Raw genomic sequence first — 18,806 nt, forward strand, 5'->3', positions numbered from 1 at the left:
AGTCCAAAATGATCAGGATAAACCCCAGAAAATTACTACTTAGGAACGTGGATTAAATAAAATGTAAAACTTCATTCTGTCTCTAGCTTCCCTCTCCAATATATCGGAGAGGGATTGAGAGTGAGGTAAGCCAAGGACATAAATCAGTAATTTATCTAGAAAAACTTATTTATAGATTTAGGAAGAACGAACATTAGACTTCTTGCATAAATCAAAAAAAGAACCCCACCCCGCCTTTGACTTACGTCAAATTCTCCCCACCCCGCCTGTGGGAGGGGTGTTAGGGACTTTTGCAAGAGGTCTATTGTCAGAAGCAACCCTGATTAATTCTTCAACATTGTTTGAGATTGTATTGCAAATTGCATTTAAAGGTAAGTCATTGGGATCAAACCCGAAAGGTTCTTCGATTTCTGATCCCATTTGTTCAATACTTAATAATGTAAAACTTACAAAACCCATTATTATCCCAGTCCACCAATTCAAAACGCTAACAATTTCTAAAGGTAAGATCAGACAAAAAAGTAATAGCAATTGTCTGAGTTTAATAGTATATATCAAAGGCAGTGGCGTTTTTAAAATACGTTCGCAACCACCTAAAATATCTACTAAATCATCTACGCAGTTATGTAGAGTAGTCAATTGATAGACATTTAGACAATTCAGGTCATGCTGATATTGCAAGTAATCTCCTATCCAGTAAGCAATTTGCAGTGGAGGATGATTAGTATCTTTAAGTTGTAAATATTGTTTTTGAGACATTAATGATGCTACCTGGATGTCTAAAGGTACTGATCTTAGATGTAACTTCATTGCAACTGCAAAAGCAGTCACTAAGCGAAGCATTGCCTCTTTTTCTAATCTATCTTGCGGTGTCTTCTCTTTAACTATTATCCAAATTCCGCGAGTTAAGTTGCGAGATGTATTAACTAAACCTCCCCATAGTTGACGACCTTCCCAAAATCTCTGATGGGCTGTATTCGTCCGAAAAACTAATAGTAATGTAAAACCAATATTAAAACTTAAAACAGCATTAGTAAGAATACTGCTGGAATTTGAAAATGCTACTGGAAATCCTAAATAATATAAAAATGATATTAAAAACCCATATAAAGCACAAAAAAGTACCCAAGGGAGAATGATAGCAATAATTGAGCTTTCAAGCCGAAGAGTTACTTGAAGCCAGTTCAATTTTTCGCCTTTGTAAAGGTGATACTTTTCTATTAAAGAGTTTTTGGAATTATTTTGAAAATAGTTAGGTAGTTTCATATTGACCAGGTTTGACGATTAGATCAATTAGCAAGATGGACTTTTCCAGATAGCGACTCTTCTACAACTATAATCAACATAAATTGTAACGTTAACATTAAAATTTATTTCTGTGAACCCTCTTTAGGTAGGAAAATTCATGATTGTCTTCCCATTCTTCACCATGAACTTGCTTTTATGCTTATATTGGTTAAAGTTCGTGGTATTTCAGGATTTATGAGATAATTAGCCAAAATTTAGATTTATTTACTGTAAAAACTCACTTTTGGTCACGGACAGAGTGCTGTCTACAATGGACTAGACTTACGCATTTAGGTTAAGAATTAATACAGTGTAAGTAGATAATGCTGATCTCTTAAGCTATAAAAAGGAAATCAACTCTCTGAATTTTGGGATTGATATTGGACACAATTGCCCTCCAGATACAGCAGCAACAGATTAACTTTATCTAAATCATTCGTTAACAACAAGATTCCCGGCTTCTTATACCAATTCTATGTGAGGCTGCGCTTTATTCACGTAGGGGCAATACCCTGCGGTCAGCTAAAGCTACATGAATTGCCCCTACAGCGCAGTTTTGGGTAAGTCTCATAGATGCATCTTCAAAAAGAAATGGTATTAGATAAGTCGGGAATCTCAGCAAATTTTAAATTTACTATTCCAAGATTTTTTCAGGGGACAAAGTGATGTCACTACTAGAGAATTTGGTTAATAATTATCTTCATCAAGATTTAGCAAGAATCTTTACCCAAGTTGGTATTGAAGCTGAGAAAATTTCTGAGATAAATCGGCAGATTTTAAAAGAAGTTAATCTCGCTCAGTGGTTGCTAGAATCTGCTAGATGTGAAAGTTATCTTGCTGTCAATGCTAATAATTTTGCGGGATTGAAATGGCGATATCCTGACATGAAGGGGTTTGCCCAGCCTTTTAAAATGAAAGTTCCTTCCGAGCCAGAAGAAATTGAATTCTGTAAATTCCCAGATGTTGATGCTTTTATTATTGGTTATTGGAAATTTTTAACTCGTTCTGCTTATAAAGGCTTAGAAGAACATACAAATACGCCAGAAAACTTCCTTGGCTTTCTCAAAGGTAAAGGCTATTCAACTGATCCTAACTATGTCAGTAAAGTTGTAAACTTGCTTCCAGAAGCCCAGAAATTGCTGGCTAATGCAGAGGGAGTTGTCATTCCTCCATTAGTGGAAAAACTTCAGGTGATTCGTGCGCCTCAAGAAGTGGAAGTAGGGCAAAGTTTTAGAGTTGAAGGTGTAGCACATTTAGCCGATAATGGTAAAGTTTTGTCGGTAATGATTGATGATAAATTTCCAGGCCCCAATGTACCAATCAAAGAAGATGGCAGGTGGAAATTTGATTTCGTCTTTAAACAAAAAGGCGATCGCCAGATGATAATTGCGATCGCTGCTCAAACTCTAAAGCTGCACATTAAAGTGATTGTTCCTTTGGATCATCAGGACGATCAGAAGACTCAACAGCCTACACCATCGAGTTTATCAGCAGCGAAGGTAATTAAACTCAGTGGTAGTGTGGGAATTGGTGCAGTAAATAAAGCTGATGATGTTAAAGCAGTTAAAGCGCGATTGCATCAACTAGGCTACACATGGGTAGGCGATCCTAACAGTGCAGACAGGGACAGAGGACTATTTGACGCAATTAAACTATTTCAGTCAATCATTGCAGGTAGCAGTACTGTTAATGGTGATGGTCGAGTTGATGTTGGTGAAACGACTCATCGCTGGTTGCAAGCAGCTAACGCACCACGCTGGGTATTAATGCCAAACAGCGACCCTGACAATGGTTTGGTTAACGGTGAACTGGCAGAAATCCAAGATCACCACGATTATGGGACACACTGGTTAGCTGATGTGATCAAAGAAATTGCCCAAGACTATCAAAATAGTTATCGCAATACTCATCCCAAAGCTGCCTTCTTTGCAATTAATGATGTTAGTCTTCCTCATGGAGGAGATACTCCCGACCATCATGGACATGAAACTGGCATGATGTGCGATGTTTTCTTGCCCAAAAATAATGGGGCTTTTGGCGGCATTTTTTGGTCGAGTTCTGAATATGATCAAGATACCACGCGAGCTATTCTCAAGTCTATTCGCAAGCACAAGCTGGTACAGGTGGGGGCGGTTTTCTTCAACGATAGAAAGCTAATTCAAGAGGGGCTTTGTACCCCAATGATTGGTCACGATCATCATATCCACTTTGAAATTAACCCACCAGTAAAAAGCTAGACGAAGCCCGATTTTAGCAGAAGAACTGAGAGCGCGGTTTTGTCAGGGGGAAAAGCACTGATGGAAAGAAGCGATCGCATTAATAGGCTACGCAGATCATCAGAATTTAGCTATTCCGCCGTAAGCCTCCCACTGAATTCCGTCTTCGGAATCAGTGGTGAGATATAAGGCGGTTAAAAACGACGCGACCCTCGACCAATTCAATCCTACGGATTGACAGCAACAGGGTCAGCGTCGTTTTTAACACTCTCTGTTTCGACAACGCTTGCTACAAGTATATTTGGCAGCCTATCAACCCAATCTTCTACTATCTGTGTAACTGTTTTATCCTTTGTTGCAGCATAAGAGCGAAGTTTATTTAACCTGCGAATAGACATTCTGACGCTTAACCTAGAATCTTTCATTATGTGTACCCAATGTGTACCCACTATAGTACAATACTTTTAATATCTGAGGATGGAAGATTGAGGACAGCGTACCAATATAAGCTACGACCAACAAAAGCACAAGGCATTGAAATAGATAGATGGCTATCTATGCTATGCGCTCAGTACAATTTTCTGTTGGCTGATAGATTTGATTGGTATGAGCGGAATCGTTCACCGATTGATGCTTGTCCTCTTGTATGCCATATACCAGAGTTACGGGACAACCCAGACTATTACTCACAAAAGAAAACTTTACCACAACTTAAAAAAACTCATCCTTGGTATGGTGAAATTTATTCACAAGTTTTGCAGGATATAGTTAAGCGAGTTAAGGTAACTTTTGACAGATTTCTAAAAGGGGATAGCAATGGGAAGCGTAGTGGTAAACCGAGATTCAAGGCTCGTGATCGTTACCGAACATTCACTTATCCACAAATCAAAGATGGGTGCTTGCAAGGTAATTTAATCACTTTGCCAATGTTCGGCATAGTTAAAGTTATTTTGCATCGCCCAATACCTGACGGGTTTAAAATCAAAACAGCATCAGTAACAAAAAAAGCTGATGGATACTATTTGACTTTAAGCCTGGAAGATACAACAGTTCCATCTATCAAACCTGACTTCAATCCAGAATCAACAACTGGTATTGATCTTGGCTTAAAGGAGTTTTTGACAACTTCTGAGGGAGATGTTGTTCCAATTCCCCAGCATTCCCGTAAAGCTGCCAAGCATTTGAAGGTTATTCAAAAACGGATATCACGTCGCAAAAAAGGAAGTAATCGCCGCAAGAAAGCTATTAAGCACGTCGCCAAACAGCACAAAAAAGTGGCTGATAAACGAAAAGACTTTCACTTTAAAACCGCTAATACTCTCTTAAAAAAATATGACGTTATAGTTCATGAAGATTTAAACGTCAAAGGACTTTCTCGTTCCATGTTGGCGAAGTCTGTACATGATGCCGGATGGTCAAGTTTCCTCAATATTCTAACAACCAAAGCCGAAAATGCTGGGTTATTGGTAATTGCTGTGAATCCGTCAGGCACAAGTCAAGATTGTTCTAATTGTGGGGTGAAAGTTGCCAAAAAACTACATGAAAGATGGCATAATTGCGCTTGTGGTTGCAGTCTAAACCGTGATCATAATGCCGCGCTGAACATAAAAAATAGCGCAAAGTTTGTGGGGACGGTTTCCGTGCACAAAACTTTGTAAGACAGAGCCGAGGGTCATGCGGTTCTTAAAGCTCAGTTAATGTCCGACGGAATACCGGGAGTCGCTGAGAAGCCTACACTGACTGAGTACAGTACAGTGTAGGAGTGTGTCACAAGAAGCTTCCCCGTGCTATGTTGAAGTACTTGGGGGAGCTGAAACGCCCCTATTTGACTGCTGTGGAGGGAAAGGTATATGGACGGACATCATATAACTTGTCACGCATCGCCACACGCAGATATTTTGGTGTGGTTTTCAAGGGATAATTCTTGTTATACAGCAGCCTACACGGAGAACTTAATATGACATCTCCAGAAACGGTTACATGGCTACAAGAACGCACGACTTTAGGAATTCTCTCGCCTGAAGTGTTAAATGCGATCGCACAAGTAATTGAAGAACAAGTTGTGCCACCCGAAACTGACTTAGTTAGCGAAGGCACTCCTCCAGAAGCCCTTTATATTCTTGTAGAAGGTCAACTCGAAAGCAATAGCAGCAATCAAAGCAACCCAGCCTTAGCTTGTGGATTCCTCCCCGGAGCAGTGATCCACCTCCAAGAATTGCTGTTGGATGAATTAACTCCATTCACAATTACTACGGTAACAGAATGTCGCTTCTGGGTTCTACCTGTTGCTAAATTACGTTTGTTAGTCAGCCAATACCCGGAAATTGCTCAGGCTTTTTCCCGCCAATTGGTTCAAGAATTAGCTCAGGTAACATCTGCACTGGGTTATGAACAAGAGCGTTCCATAGCTTTGCGGCCATATTTAGTCACCAAGGCGCAACGCGGAATTGTGGGTACAAGTCGTTATGCTGTGCGGCTGCGGGAGCAAATTCGAGAAGCTGCGGCTGATCGCAAATCAGTGGATATTTTCGGAGAACCAGGGTTAGAAAAAGACAATATAGCAGCCCTGATCCACTTTGGCTCTCCAAAACGGCGAGAACCAATTATTAAAGTAAATTGTGGTATTCTCCAGACTAGCGGTGCAGATTTATTCGGTCGGGCTGGCGGTAAACCAGGACTGTTGGAATGGTTGGGAGAAGGTACTCTAGTTCTCAACAACATCCAAGAATTGCCCGAAGAATTATTACCTCCGGTGACGCAGTTGCTCAAAACTAGCACATATACCCCCGTGACTCGTTCTGGAGAGCCAGCAGCCGAAGCTCGTCCCAGTAAAGCTAGAATTCTGATTGTTTCAGAAAAAACTCAGCCGACAATTGAACGCTGTATTGGTCACATTATTAAAGTACCGCCGCTACGGGTGCGGAAAGCTGATATTCAGGCACAGGTTGAATATTATACTAGTCTTTACATTCGGGCTAGAGGCATTTCTAAACCGCACATCACCCCAGAAGCTTTGCGCCGCCTACAGTCCTATGATTTCCCTGGCAATGTCAAGGAATTGAAAAATCTGGTAGAACGGGCGATCGTGCAAGCGGAAGATGCCAATGAATTAACAGAAGAAATTTTCTGGCCAGCCGAAACTAAGAAAAAACGATTTCGGGTGAATTTGTTAAATGCCTATCCTCGTTTACGGCGGTTTTTACGTAGTCCCTGGTGGCCCGATCGCCTTAACTATGGTTTTACTGCAACGGCTTTTGCCCTCATGGTTGCAGTATTATTTATTGGGCCTCAAACCCGCGATCGCAATTTCGGATTAAATCTATTTTGGGCTTGGTGGTGGCCTTTCTTCTTATTTCTCTTTCCCTTTTTGGGACGTATCTGGTGTTCTGTTTGTCCTTTTATGATTTACGGGGAAATTACCCAAAAGTTATCTTTATGGCTGTGGCCTCGAAAACTTAAGCGCTGGCCCAGAGAGCAAGCTGAGAAATGGGGCGGATGGTTCATGTTTGGTTTGTTCTCCCTAATTTTCTTATGGGAAGAACTCTGGCATTTAGAAAATACTGCCTACCTCAGCGCTTGTTTGCTACTATTAATTACCGCCGGGGCGATGATTTTCTCTGCCATTTTTGAGCGGCGGTTTTGGTGTCGGTATCTCTGTCCCATCGGCGGGATGAATGGTTTATTTGCCAAACTTTCCATGACGGAACTCCGGGCACAGCAAGGTATTTGTTCTGCCAGTTGCACCACTTATCAGTGTTATAAAGGTGGTCCGCAAAAGGGCGAAGGGATGGAAACGAATGGATGTCCTTTATACTCGCACCCAGCGCAGTTAGAAGATAATAGAGATTGCGTATTGTGCATGACTTGCCTTAAAGCCTGTCCCCATCGTTCCGTTGAGTTCAACTTGCGTCCCCCTGGTATTGAACTGTGGACAACTCATGTACCCCGCAGCTATGAAGTAGCATTATTGTTTTTGCTATTGGGTGGTATATATCTGCATCGCTTACCAGAGTTGCTATCTTGGTTGGGCTTACAACTGGATTTAACTCAGTTTTGGCAGCACTTAGGATTATCGCTGCTAGTGTTAATTATCCCAGCAGCTTTTACCTTTGCCGCATACAAAGTCATGCAACTGTTTTACTGGTTAGCGAACTATATCGAAGCAGCAAAATCCAAAATCCAAAATTATAATAGACCTCGATCATTTGTAGAACTTGCCTATGGCTACCTACCATTAGTTTTGGGGGGCAACTTGGCTCACTATCTGCGTTTGGGCTTAGGCGAAGGTGGGCGGATTTTACCCGTAGCTTTTGCTACTTTTGGGTTGAGTGGTGAACAATTGCCAATATTGGTTGCTCACCCGGCTGTGATTGCCTTTTTGCAAGGTACAACGATAATTTTCTCCGTGTTACTGAGTATATTATTAACGCAAAAGATTGCCAAGCAACCAGTAAGATCGCTCCTTTGGCAACACCTAGCGGCGATCGCTTTGGGAGTTAGTATGTGGGTAATTATCGTGTTTTGAGCTTCAGATATATTCCACCAGGCGGTTTCTAATCGCCTGGGCTAGGTGCAAAATGTGAGTTAAAAACATTCTTCCCAACGAACGTGATAGAAAATACTCATATAATTTTTCACTCATAATGTAAGGATTACCGATAATGCACGTTCTAAAAAGATCCATCAAACCAGCAACCTATATATCGTTTCTCCACATCTACCAAACGACTTGGGGGACTGCTGGTGATATTTGTTTGATCCGTGAATCTGTAGCTAATGAAAGTACAGCGAAGTTTGTCGGTCACAAAATCCAACTAGCAATTCCAAAAGGGTTAGAGCGCGATCGCATCGCCAACTGTCCGATAATCAAAGTTGCAGGTAATGTCGGCGACGGACATCCTAAAGAGCATCCCTTGGAATGGGAGGCTTATGAAGGTGTAGATGGAGAATTAGCTTTAGCGGCTTTGAAACCTTGGGGCTTCCAGTTAATTGAACTCTAATGTGGCAATCTGACAAGCTAGGGATCGCTTTCGTTCTTCTGAAACTATTTTTCCTCTAGCGCTATCAGACATTGGCTCAAATGGAAAAATTCTAATAGACATAGGAGTGAAATTAATTATGCGTTGCCCGAAATCCTTGGTAGGCATAATTCATAAATTGTACCTACGTCATTTTCACTCCTACGTCTAATGTACTAAACCAGGTTTCTAAATCCGCGATCGCCTGAAAATCCAACAATGCTTCACCGAGATTTTCTAATTGTTCTAAGGAGAGAGTTTCAATACGATCTAGCACCTCTTGGGGTAATTCTCCCACCCTTCGAGCAAGTTGACGGAGAATGAGCAATTGCCCTTCTGCTTTTCGTCCTTCTTCCCGTCCACGTTGTTCCCCACGTTGTTCGCCTTCAGCGAGAATTTCTTGATAAATTACTGACTCGCGCATCATACCCTCCCGAAATAATTGTCGAATCAAATCCTGATTGTATTTTAACCCCGCTAAGATTTGGCTGTAGGCGGAAATTTCTGGTCGTTGTCTTGGCTCAAGTTGATTAACTTTTTCCACAATTTGTTGTAATAAGGCTTGAGGTTGCATGGTTGCTGCTAGTGGTGCTAAGGGTAATAAAGCTGGGTCATTGAGGAATGATTCAGGATTTTCTGACCACATTTGAATCACGCGATATTCATGACGAGTAGTTTCGACTGAAAAGACAGTTTCAATTACGGTTCCTGATGCAGGGGGAAGCAATAATACGACAACTTGCGTTATTGGTAGACGGTACAAACGATACAAACGTACCCAATAATCTAGCATCCGCAAGGGTAGGGGTGGCGTAGATTCTAGTTTGGTTTGAAATTCCAGATGGAGAATGCGTCCTTGTAATTGTAAGAATGTTACATAATCAGCGCGAATTGGTTCGATACTCAATTCGGTTTTGAGGACTTTGACGCTTGTTTGCGGTGTTCCTAATACCCAACTGGCAAAGGTAGCAGGATGTTTTTCGGACAGGAGTTTGCAGAGGTTATCAAAGGACATTAACGATCGCCAACAATTGAACGAGGTATTGTTATTATCTCGTGCAGTGGTTTGAGTAGGCGATGTCTACGATGGTTACTGAGCTTGCCGTACCACTTCGTGGAAGCAAGCTACGCGCAGCGTCTCGTAGAGAAGTACGGGCTACGCCTACGCACCATCGCTCAAGGAAGCTCATTATTATACTCTGAGCGTATCTTTTTAAATTCCTGTAGTATTTACATTAATATTCCATTTCTGGCTAGGTTGAGTTATCAGACGGTAAAAAGATAACTGTAGCGGTTCCTGCTTGACTAGTAAAAAACCTAACTCCCTTCTCTTTCCCTACCAAGGAAAGGGCAGAAACAGCTTTGATTTCTAAATAAAATTACGAATTATACAAATGCATCTACGCCAAATGAAAAAGCAGTGCCTAAAAATATAAGTTTAATTCACAGTAGAAATTTAACTCTATAGCTGTATAGCTCCCAAAAGCAACGCCAAAATTACCACTCGTGAAAAATTCTTTACTCTTCTTTGTACAATATCTGCCTACTTGATTGGACGCTTAAGTATCCAAAAAAGGTGATCGCGCAATCTAAGAAAACCGTTCTAATTCTTCTACTAGCGCCTAGCTGTCTTTCCATAGGGCAATACTTGCATCACGATAGATTTTCGCAATGAATGGAGCAGGATGTTTCCGAACAAATTCTTGCATCGGCACAATTGCTTTTAGAAAAATTGTGGCCATATCTGCACCTGATACACTTTGGGAAGCAAATATAAACATCTTGACCTGAGCGCGTGCAACAGCAATCCTTTCTAATAAGTTGTTGCTAATCTTGCCATCTTTGGTCAAAACAACCCAGCCCATTTTGCCGACCTCTGGCAACCAGTCCACATCTTGAGCGCCTTTGTCAAAGTGTTCGTCATGGATTTCGATAGTGACACCTGCGGACCGAAGCGTTTCTACAATGCGTCTGTTACCTAGACATCTATCTATAAAAAAAGTAATGGACTGGGGTTGAATCATCCAACAGCAGGTAGTTCACACCGGATAGCTTCTTCGATCTTGAAGCGTTCGCTGTCATAATCATAAGCGAGATCGTCAATTGAATCACCTGCTTTATACCGTTCTGCTAACACGCTGGTGGTAATTCCTGTCCCAGCAATAACAAGGCGACCAAAGGCGATTCGGGAATCAATGACGACAACACGAGGGCTATCTTCCTCGTGAGAGCGAGTAAAGGGATACAGTTTAATTGCAAGCCCAGTGTCGTCGGGTTCAATTCGCTCAAGATGAGTATTAAAAGCCTCTTTCATCTGCGTTTGCACGCTTTTCGATGCATTAATCAGAGAGCCATAGCGCTCAATGAACAGGTCAACACCATCGGTAAGAAAACGTTCACGAGCAAGCGGGTGGGATACTTGAAATTGCTCATCAATGAAATCAAGAGCAGTTCGTACATTGCCTAGATCAATTTTGTGATTTTTGCGAATTGCTCTTAAAACATGAACTTCAACTAGGTTGTTAAATGAGAGGAGTCTTGGTTTAAGATTACGAATTAGGATAAGGGGTTTAAAGAAGTTGGAACCTTTTGAAATCGGGTAGTGTCGTCCAACTGTCCAAGAACGAATTGTGCCTGCCGGAATGCGTAAATAACGAGCGGCATCGCTAATGGAGTAGGCGGGAATGTCTCTAGGATCGTTTCCTCCGTAAAGCTCGGTCATTTGCCTGCCTGCCAGAGCTGCTTAATTTTATTATCTTCGATATCAGTATATAATGATAAGTAGTAAGACAAAATTAATTACACAAATTTTGACCTGAAACCCTTATCCAGTCTGAAAAGTGATGTGTAAATATTTCTGTCCGATTAGTTATATATTAAAACAAGCAAAGTCTTAGCTTTATGAAAAATTATTCTTAGTGAGGTGATCGCTTTGTCTGGAAGGCTCGGCTTGATTGGATAGCTAGCTATCCAGTATAAAACAAGCGATCGCACCTTTGCCAAAATTTACCAGCTAGCCAATGATCTGATCTACTAGACAAAACGCACACTAATCATAATTAGTGTGCGTCTGCGGTTAGATTTTAGAAATTCTCGAACTTAGCGATCGCATCCTTCATTTTCTCTACCACCTCATCTACAGCTATAACTCCCAATTCCCCAGAGGCGCGAGTACGGATACTCAAGCTGTTGGTTTCCACTTCCTTAGCTCCCACCACTGCCATCACGGGTATTTTTTCTTTCTCTGCATTCCGAATCTGTTTACCCAAGCGATCACCACTGGTATCAACTTCTGCACGGATGCCCAACGCTCTCATTTTCGCCACCACATCTTTAGCAAAATCTAACTGTGTATCACCCACTGGCAGTAATCTAGCTTGCACAGGCGCTAACCACAAAGGGAAATCGCCTGCATATTCTTCAATTAAGATCCCAATCAACCTTTCCAGTGAACCAAAAGGCGCACGGTGAATCATTACCGGACGTTTGCGAACCCCATCTTCGGCGACATACTCCAACTCAAAGCGTTCTGGCAAATTGTAATCTACTTGCACAGTTCCTAATTGCCATTCCCGATCTAAAGCATCACTAAAGATAAAGTCAAGTTTTGGCCCATAAAATGCTGCCTCTCCAATACCTTCAAAGTGATCCATCCCCAAGGTTTCAACGGCACGGCGAATTGCACCTTCGGCTTTATCCCAAATTTCATCTGAACCGATGTACTTATCACTAGCAGGATCGCGGAAACTCAGTCTAGCTTTAAAGTTCTTTAGTTGCAGACTATTGAACACCGACAAAATCAAATCCACCACATTCAGGAATTCGCTATCTAGCTGTTCTGGGGTGACGAACAGGTGAGAATCATCCACAGTAAAACCGCGCACCCGTGTTAAACCGCCCAATTCCCCTGATTGTTCATAGCGGTAAACAGTACCAAATTCTGCCAGTCGCATCGGTAGTTCCCGATAGGAGCGCAACTCACTTTGATATATTTGGATATGGAAGGGACAGTTCATCGGCTTGAGGACAAAGCCATCTTCTTTGGCTGCGGCTTCCTCGTCATCCGCCATCAAAGGGAACATATCTTCTTTATATTTCTGCCAGTGTCCAGATTTTTTAAATAAATCGACTTTAGCAAGATGGGGAGTCACCACAGGCAGATAACCCCGTTTTAATTGTTCTTGCTTAAGGAAGTCTTCCAAAGTACTCCGCAACAGAGTACCCTTTGGCGTCCACAAAGGTAAACCTGGCCCGACTAGATCAGAAAATATAAATAATCCCAGTTCCTTACCCAGCTTCCGGTGATCTCGCCGCAGCGCTTCTTCTTTGCGTCGTTTATATTCAGTGAGTTGTTCTGGACTTTCCCAAGCGGTGGCGTAGATACGTTGTAATTGGGCTTTAGTTTCATCCCCACGCCAATAAGCGCCAGCAACGCTTTCTAGTTCAATTGCTTTCGGGTTTAATTCACTAGTATTTTCCAGATGAGGCCCTGCACACAAATCCCACCATTCATTCCCCAGGTGGTAAATCGTGATTGGTTCCTCTTTAATATCTGCCAGAATTTCTAGCTTGTAAGGTTCGTTAATTTCCTGAATCCGGCGTTCGGCTTCTTCGCGGCTAACTTCTTCTCGACTTATTCCCAGCTTGCGATTGATAATCTTCGCCATCTCTTTCTTAATGGCTTTGAGATCATTTTCGCTAAATGGTTCTGGATTGTCGAAGTCATAGTAAAAACCGTTTTCAATCCAAGGGCCGATTGTAACTTGTGCCTTGGTAAACAGCTTTTGTACTGCCATTGCCATTACATGGGAAGCAGTGTGGCGAATCTTTTTTAAGTTCTCCGATTCGCTGGTACGCGGTAAATAAATTTTTTCAACTTGTTCTGGCTGTTCTGACGGATTCGATGATTTTAGCGACATTGGCTGCTGAACCATTGGCGAAGTGATTACAAAAGGTGGTTTATCTGAATCTGTAGGCTTATTCAACTATAACGACTTTGATTTTTGCCCTGTCGGCTTCATGTTCCCACTACTAAGATTAATTTTTAATCGGGGATAAAGATAAATTTTTGATTGCTTACCTGAGTGTGAAATTCAGGATTGGACGCGTAGGCGTAGCCCGTCGTAGACATCGCTAAATTATCTGATGAATTGCAACTCGCTGTCAGTTATACGTATAGATGCCTCTCCAAAGGAACTCTACAAACCCGATATCAAGACTATATAATACATTTTGTGTTATTTGTTACATATTTTTACATCCCCGGAATTATGAGAGAAATAAGAAATATGTTAAGAAACATAAATAACGTTAATATTAGTAAGCAAGTTTGAAATATGCTTATTATTTATGTCAGACTCAAATTTACCAGGGACTGAGTTACTGAAAACGGTTTTAGAACCCCTGCTGGAAGATTTTCAGCATTGGTTTAGGCGATCGCGCCATTTACTCGAAACTGAGCAAATATCATTTATGAGTGAGCAAGAGCAATCTGACTTGCTCTGGCGTGTTAAGCAAGCGCAGGATGAACTAAACACGGTGAGGATGCTGTTTGCTGCTACTGATAAACAAGTCGGGATTGAGATGGCAACGTTAATGCCTTGGCATGATTTAGTAACAGAATGTTGGAATGTCGCAATGCGCTTTCGTCAAGGGCGTGAACTCTAAGCAGCAGATGCTCTCATCTGGTAAATTTTGCCAGACTACTCCAAACCCTGCGGGTGACACTGCTTCTCTGCCAGATGCGCGATCGCTCTTAGCGGCTTCCCTTCTCTTACGAGATGCTTTAGCCCATGAGAGAAGATTGCTACAGCCTCACAGCTTTGCGTTTACGCAAGACAGTAAAACAGTCCTTAAACAGATAGTAGAAAATTCTTAACAATTTCTTAACATTATTTGGACTAACAAAAAAATGTATCCTATGTTACCGTAAGTTGAATAACGGTTGACAAATAGTTTCATATAAATGTAAGTGCCCAAAGAGTGCGTCAAATACTCGTCTTAACTGTGAGTCACAGTATCGGCGAAGCAAAGCGTTACAAAATAAAGTTTTAAAAATTGCTGCCCTGGAGGAAAATCCCATGTTACACCTGCTTTACATTCTTGCTTTTACAATCCTTGCATTTATAGCTGTTGGCAACTTAATTCGTAATCTGATTATGTTCAGTTTTGATCGGGAGCGAACTTACCCGACGAATACCTTGTCAATGAATAATCAAGGCAACTATGGTTATTATTCATCAAAAAAACAGTTTGTACCCCATCCAGAGTTATTAGATAGCGCGGGCAACTTAATTAAAGAGCCACTTTTGGTAATGCGTTCGATTAACGTTGAAGATGCGCGTCAACATCTCGATGCACTTTATGAAGCATCTCCAGGACATAAAAGTGAAAATTCCGAGGAAGCTTAAAAAAGTTAGGAGTTAGGAGCAGAGACGCGATTAATCGCGTCTGTACAGGAGTTAGAAGTTTGGGTGTAAATTATTGTTGTTTTTGCATCCTTAAAGCTTCTGGTAGCAGAAATTTATTAGCATCCTTTGAATTTGAGGCGATCGCGTCGGTAGGTTGGGAAGATAACATTGTATTGTCCACTTGACACAAGCTTAAGTTGTTATGAGTGACAAAAAAGCCGTTATTGAGTTGGTGAAACATTTACCCCAGGATGTAACCCTACGAGAAATTGTTCAGAAAATTGAGTTTATTGCAGCTATACGGGAAGGGTTTGACCAAATTGATCAAGGGCAAGGCATTCCGGTTGAGCAGGTTGAGCAGATAATCGATACATGGACTACCAAGTAATTCTCTCGCCAAAATCACTTGGAGATTTAGAAACTATCATTCGGTACATCGCTCAGGATAATCCGGAAGCAGCCAGGAAAATTGGTCAGAGGTTATTAGAGAAAACGAAATAACTCAGCCAATTTCCATTTAAGGCGCAAAAGGTTTCTGAATTTGATCAGCCTAACATTCGCCAATTAATTATAAAACCGGATCGCATTATTTATCGGGTTGAGGAAGACAAGAAACAGGTGAGCATTGCAAGGTTCTGACACCCATCAAGATTCAGCCCGGAATTGTAATTGTAAACTTTTATCACAAAACGTATTGACAACGTAAATACATCTTGCCTAGACTATGAGGTATGGATGTATTTTTCGTGCTTAATGGTGTCACCTTCGTTTGGAACGAGGAGAAAGCTGGGATTAATCCCAGCAATAATGACGGCGTAACATTTCAGCAAGCTGTAGAAGCTTTCTTCGATCCGTTTCTAGTGGTGGTTGATGCAAGCCGCAACGATCAGGAGCGTGAAAACGTCATGATTCGGATCATCTCGGCTCGGAAAGCGACGTTTCGAGGTTATTAGTGAGAGGTGCGGTGCGATCGCTCAGACGCTTGTTGGTTGTCGCAGTCGTTTTGGGGTTATCGGTCAAAGTTTTGTCATTTATAAGGTTGTCGGTGGAGGCGATCACAGTTGAGAGGCGATCAGTGAGTTGCAGACTAACACTTCGTTGGAGCGGTGAGAGTCCTTGATGGGGATACAAAGCTCTCTGCTACCGCTTACCCCACCGTATGCCGTGCTACCGATCGCACGCACTAAGTATAAAATAGGGAGTTTAGCACTCCCTACTCCCATTCGGCTACGCTCACGGCAAGCCTAGTCACTTTCTAAGCTTCAATAACTACCCGCAAATTACCCCGTTTTTTCGCAACGCGACAAGCAGTCGTACTACCAGAACGCTCGAATTCCAAATCGAGGATAGTGGGGCCGACTCGCAAATTATGAAATGACAGGCGATTAATCGATTCTGGCAAAGCGGGGTCGATTATTCGCAAGCAGTTATTTTGAGCGTCAGGCACCAAATTGACCATCATTTGCAATAGTTGGAAAATACTACCAGTAGCCCAAGCTTGGGGAGTGCAAGCAACTGGATACTGCACAGGGCTATTATCACCGTTCCGTTCGTAGCCGCAGAAAAGTTCTGGAGGACGTTGATAGGGCTGCTGCTCAGTCATGTCGAATAAACCTTGGAATATTTCCAGGGCTTGATCGATTAGACCGAGCGATCGCAATCCCATTGCAATCAGAGCGTTATCATGAGGCCAAACTGAACCAATATGATAGCCCATCGGATTATAAGCGGGTGACAAACTACTCAGAGTCCGAATGCCCCAACCATTAAACATATCTGGTGCCCGCAACCGTTCTGCTACACTATAGGCTTTTTCGGGTGTGAAGAGTCCCAAATTCAGACAATGACCGGGATTTGAGGTAATACTGTCTACTGGCTTGCCATCTCCATCTAAAGCTAAAGCGCAGAAATCCTGGTCTTCTACCCAAAAATCTCGATTAAAACGAATCTTAAGATTTTTAGCTTCTTCTTGCCAACGATCTGCCAAATCAAGCCGCTTCTTCATTCTAGCTATTTCTGCTAGGCGCGTTTTTGCAGCATAGACGTAAGCTTGTACCTCACAGAGGGCAATTGGCCCGTTGGCTAATTCTCCCTTCTGGTCTACAATACAGTCGCCAGAATCCTTCCAACCTTGGTTAACCAGACCGCGTTTGGATTTACGGAAGTAACTGAGGTAGCTGGTTTGTTTGCTATTGCGATCGATCCAGTCCATTGCTGCTAGAGCATTCGGCCAAAGTTGCTCTAGGAGTTCTTGATCGTGAGTCCAAGCATAATGTTCGGCATAAAGCATCAGCCACAGGGGAGTGGCATCAACTGTACCGTAGTAAGGTGTATGGGGAATTTCTTGACAACGAGCCATTTCTCCCAAACGTAACTCGTGCAAAATCTTACCCGGTTCTTCTTCGCGCCATTCGTCCTCAAATTTACCTTGATATGTCGCCAGTAATATCAGGGTTTCTTTGGCGATTTGCGAATTTAACATCAGGGTTTGAGAAGCTGTAATCAGCGAATCTCGCCCAAATAGTGTCGAAAACCACGGCACTCCCGCAGAAACAGTTTTATGCTTCCCAAAAGATTGGCGCAACAAATACATATCTTGTTCAGCCCGCTCAATCACTCGATTGAAGGTATTCTTATCTGAGCTAATGCGTGTAATTTGTTGTACCCAGTTTTGCTCCTCCATCAACTCCGCCGCTTTCGCCTGTCCTAATGTGAAGGCGGCGCTCACGGTTGAACTGGATTGGTTGTTTCTCAACATATTCACTCGGTAGCCCAGCTTTTGAGTTTCATGAGAAGCTAACTCTAGCTGCCAAACCGCAGTGTAACCCTTGAAAGAGTCTGGTTGCCGATGCTGGAATAGAATCCGGGATTCCATCACGGAGCCATCCAGACCTTGATAGGCGAGTGTCAAAGATTGTTCCCTAGAGGCGGATGGCTCTTTGGGTACAGACGCAACGCCATCAATCAAAGAAAATGTTTCTTCCTCAGCCGTCAGTTCCGCTAGGCGTAAAAGCCGACCTCGTTTTTCTCTGTCATAACCCCGGACTTCAAATAAATCAACAAAATCTGCATCAAAGCTGATGCTTAGTTCAAAACTGACGGTAGTTGTGCTGTAGTTAGATATTTCTATTTCTTCAAATAGTGCCCCATTCAGCACGATTTCTCGGCGAATTCCTACAGTGTCGGGTTTCAGGCGTTCCTCAATTTTGGGGTTGGTACACAAAACTGAGAGTGAAAACCCTTTTTCAGCAGTACTACTGAGGAGTACAGGCGATCGCCCTTCAATTTGCAATTCCAAGCGATTCAGAAATCTTGTATCACAACAAAACAGCCCCATGCTGGAATTGCCATCGTTGAGGGAACAGCCAGAAATATTCCCGATGCTATCTGTCACAAAAAATAAATCATCATCTTTAACCGTCAGTGTCGGTTGTGGTCTTTCACTCACAACACAAGGCCACTCCGGGATCGGTAATTGTTCAGCAGGAATAAAAGTTTTTCCATCCAGAAAAATTTTTTCCGGGGTCATTAGCGTATCCGGTGTCATTAGTAAAAGTTCCGTGTACAGGTCTATATTTTTGTGGTCTTCCGAGTTGAGGTTACTGACCCTCACAACTTCCGAAAAAAAGACGCTCTCTAAAATTAGTTTGAGCCATTCCAGCCAAAGTAATCCTTACATACTGCTGACAAAATAGCACTGCTCAAATCCATATAAGCAAATTTTGATAATTTTATATTTTATAAGTCTCAAGTCAAGATTAAAAAGTGAGGATTTTGAGATAATTCATTAGTCATTTAACTTTCAGAAATACAAGACATATAGTATACTCAGCAAAAATGCGAAATTCACAGTTTTTGTTGGGTATAGAGAGCAT

General features: G+C 42.1%; 17 protein-coding genes. 10 read left to right on the forward strand and 7 right to left on the reverse strand.

The annotated features are described in order from the left end of the window. Positions 1-246: 246 nt before the first annotated feature. Positions 247-1,266 (reverse strand): bestrophin family protein, encoded by a 1,020-nt coding sequence (locus V7K15_RS05480; RefSeq protein ID WP_334903721.1) that lies wholly within the window; start codon positions 1,264-1,266, stop codon positions 247-249. A gap of 686 nt (positions 1,267-1,952) precedes the next feature. On the opposite strand from V7K15_RS05480, the gene V7K15_RS05485 reads away from it, so the two are divergent. After that, positions 1,953-3,524, forward strand: coding sequence for a glucosaminidase domain-containing protein (locus tag V7K15_RS05485; protein ID WP_334903722.1), 1,572 nt, complete (start codon positions 1,953-1,955; stop codon positions 3,522-3,524). A gap of 206 nt (positions 3,525-3,730) precedes the next feature. Here the strand turns inward: V7K15_RS05485 and V7K15_RS05490 are convergent, their stop codons facing one another. Then, complete coding sequence (locus V7K15_RS05490) at positions 3,731-3,928, reverse strand: hypothetical protein (protein ID WP_334903724.1); 198 nt, start codon at positions 3,926-3,928, stop codon at positions 3,731-3,733. A gap of 60 nt (positions 3,929-3,988) precedes the next feature. Here V7K15_RS05490 and V7K15_RS05495 point away from each other — a divergent pair, with 60 nt between their 5' ends. From V7K15_RS05495 to V7K15_RS05505, 3 genes are all read left to right on the forward strand, one after another. Continuing rightward, complete coding sequence (locus V7K15_RS05495) at positions 3,989-5,161, forward strand: RNA-guided endonuclease InsQ/TnpB family protein (RefSeq protein ID WP_334903726.1); 1,173 nt, start codon at positions 3,989-3,991, stop codon at positions 5,159-5,161. Between the two features lie 299 nt (positions 5,162-5,460). After that, positions 5,461-8,028: a 4Fe-4S binding protein gene (locus V7K15_RS05500; protein WP_334903728.1), complete on the forward strand. Its 2,568-nt coding sequence runs from the start codon at positions 5,461-5,463 to the stop codon at positions 8,026-8,028. A gap of 136 nt (positions 8,029-8,164) precedes the next feature. Further along, the gene (locus tag V7K15_RS05505) at positions 8,165-8,503 is read left to right on the forward strand and encodes a hypothetical protein (protein ID WP_334903730.1); all 339 of its coding nucleotides are present in this window, start codon (positions 8,165-8,167) and stop codon (positions 8,501-8,503) included. Between the two features lie 163 nt (positions 8,504-8,666). Here the strand turns inward: V7K15_RS05505 and V7K15_RS05510 are convergent, their stop codons facing one another. The 4 genes from V7K15_RS05510 to thrS form a co-directional block, all read right to left on the reverse strand. Then, the gene (locus V7K15_RS05510) at positions 8,667-9,536 is read right to left on the reverse strand and encodes an Rpn family recombination-promoting nuclease/putative transposase (RefSeq protein WP_334903732.1); all 870 of its coding nucleotides are present in this window, start codon (positions 9,534-9,536) and stop codon (positions 8,667-8,669) included. A gap of 607 nt (positions 9,537-10,143) precedes the next feature. Then, positions 10,144-10,545: a hypothetical protein gene (locus tag V7K15_RS05515; protein ID WP_334903734.1), complete on the reverse strand. Its 402-nt coding sequence runs from the start codon at positions 10,543-10,545 to the stop codon at positions 10,144-10,146. After that, positions 10,542-11,243 (reverse strand): DUF433 domain-containing protein, encoded by a 702-nt coding sequence (locus V7K15_RS05520; RefSeq protein WP_334903735.1) that lies wholly within the window; start codon positions 11,241-11,243, stop codon positions 10,542-10,544. Before V7K15_RS05520 ends, V7K15_RS05515 begins: the two co-directional genes overlap by 4 nt. Positions 11,244-11,604: 361 nt before the next feature. Beyond that, a complete protein-coding gene (gene thrS, locus V7K15_RS05525) occupies positions 11,605-13,455 on the reverse strand; it encodes a threonine--tRNA ligase (RefSeq protein WP_334903757.1) in 1,851 nt (616 codons plus the stop codon). Positions 13,456-13,870: 415 nt separating this feature from the next. Here thrS and V7K15_RS05530 point away from each other — a divergent pair, with 415 nt between their 5' ends. From V7K15_RS05530 to V7K15_RS05550, 6 genes are all read left to right on the forward strand, one after another. After that, the gene (locus V7K15_RS05530; RefSeq protein WP_334903736.1) at positions 13,871-14,188 is read left to right on the forward strand and encodes a DUF2605 domain-containing protein; all 318 of its coding nucleotides are present in this window, start codon (positions 13,871-13,873) and stop codon (positions 14,186-14,188) included. After that, entirely contained in the window at positions 14,178-14,399 is a 222-nt protein-coding gene (locus V7K15_RS05535) for a hypothetical protein (RefSeq protein ID WP_334903737.1), read from the forward strand. The genes V7K15_RS05530 and V7K15_RS05535 overlap by 11 nt, the downstream gene beginning before the upstream one ends. Before the next feature lie 202 nt (positions 14,400-14,601). Beyond that, entirely contained in the window at positions 14,602-14,931 is a 330-nt protein-coding gene (locus V7K15_RS05540; RefSeq protein ID WP_334903739.1) for a DUF2973 domain-containing protein, read from the forward strand. A 202-nt stretch (positions 14,932-15,133) separates the two neighbouring features. Further along, a complete protein-coding gene (locus V7K15_RS05545; protein WP_334903740.1) occupies positions 15,134-15,319 on the forward strand; it encodes a hypothetical protein in 186 nt (61 codons plus the stop codon). Next, the gene (locus V7K15_RS29905; RefSeq protein WP_442949647.1) at positions 15,304-15,432 is read left to right on the forward strand and encodes a type II toxin-antitoxin system RelE/ParE family toxin; all 129 of its coding nucleotides are present in this window, start codon (positions 15,304-15,306) and stop codon (positions 15,430-15,432) included. The genes V7K15_RS05545 and V7K15_RS29905 overlap by 16 nt, the downstream gene beginning before the upstream one ends. A gap of 230 nt (positions 15,433-15,662) precedes the next feature. Then, entirely contained in the window at positions 15,663-15,884 is a 222-nt protein-coding gene (locus V7K15_RS05550; RefSeq protein ID WP_334903742.1) for a BrnT family toxin, read from the forward strand. Positions 15,885-16,186: 302 nt separating this feature from the next. Here V7K15_RS05550 and V7K15_RS05555 read toward each other — a convergent pair whose 3' ends face one another. Further along, the gene (locus V7K15_RS05555) at positions 16,187-18,478 is read right to left on the reverse strand and encodes an amylo-alpha-1,6-glucosidase (protein ID WP_334903743.1); all 2,292 of its coding nucleotides are present in this window, start codon (positions 18,476-18,478) and stop codon (positions 16,187-16,189) included. Positions 18,479-18,806: the final 328 nt, after the last annotated feature.

Origin of the sequence: Nostoc sp. (assembly GCF_036919815.1) — a bacterium.
Classification (GTDB): domain Bacteria; phylum Cyanobacteriota; class Cyanobacteriia; order Cyanobacteriales; family Nostocaceae; genus Nostoc.

Excerpts from the sequence above, each read along its gene's own strand:
- V7K15_RS05480 (WP_334903721.1), bottom strand. The coding sequence starts at position 1,266 with ATGAAACTACCTAACTATTTTCAAAATAATTCCAAAAACTCTTTAATA.
- V7K15_RS05485 (WP_334903722.1), top strand. The coding sequence starts at position 1,953 with ATGTCACTACTAGAGAATTTGGTTAATAATTATCTTCATCAAGATTTA.
- V7K15_RS05490 (WP_334903724.1), bottom strand. The coding sequence starts at position 3,928 with ATGAAAGATTCTAGGTTAAGCGTCAGAATGTCTATTCGCAGGTTAAAT.
- V7K15_RS05500 (WP_334903728.1), top strand. The coding sequence starts at position 5,461 with ATGACATCTCCAGAAACGGTTACATGGCTACAAGAACGCACGACTTTA.
- V7K15_RS05505 (WP_334903730.1), top strand. The coding sequence starts at position 8,165 with ATGCACGTTCTAAAAAGATCCATCAAACCAGCAACCTATATATCGTTT.
- V7K15_RS05510 (WP_334903732.1), bottom strand. The coding sequence starts at position 9,536 with ATGTCCTTTGATAACCTCTGCAAACTCCTGTCCGAAAAACATCCTGCT.
- V7K15_RS05515 (WP_334903734.1), bottom strand. The coding sequence starts at position 10,545 with ATGATTCAACCCCAGTCCATTACTTTTTTTATAGATAGATGTCTAGGT.
- V7K15_RS05520 (WP_334903735.1), bottom strand. The coding sequence starts at position 11,243 with ATGACCGAGCTTTACGGAGGAAACGATCCTAGAGACATTCCCGCCTAC.
- thrS (WP_334903757.1), bottom strand. The coding sequence starts at position 13,455 with ATGGTTCAGCAGCCAATGTCGCTAAAATCATCGAATCCGTCAGAACAG.
- V7K15_RS05530 (WP_334903736.1), top strand. The coding sequence starts at position 13,871 with ATGTCAGACTCAAATTTACCAGGGACTGAGTTACTGAAAACGGTTTTA.
- V7K15_RS05540 (WP_334903739.1), top strand. The coding sequence starts at position 14,602 with ATGTTACACCTGCTTTACATTCTTGCTTTTACAATCCTTGCATTTATA.
- V7K15_RS05545 (WP_334903740.1), top strand. The coding sequence starts at position 15,134 with ATGAGTGACAAAAAAGCCGTTATTGAGTTGGTGAAACATTTACCCCAG.
- V7K15_RS29905 (WP_442949647.1), top strand. The coding sequence starts at position 15,304 with ATGGACTACCAAGTAATTCTCTCGCCAAAATCACTTGGAGATTTAGAA.
- V7K15_RS05550 (WP_334903742.1), top strand. The coding sequence starts at position 15,663 with ATGGATGTATTTTTCGTGCTTAATGGTGTCACCTTCGTTTGGAACGAG.
- V7K15_RS05555 (WP_334903743.1), bottom strand. The coding sequence starts at position 18,478 with ATGACACCGGATACGCTAATGACCCCGGAAAAAATTTTTCTGGATGGA.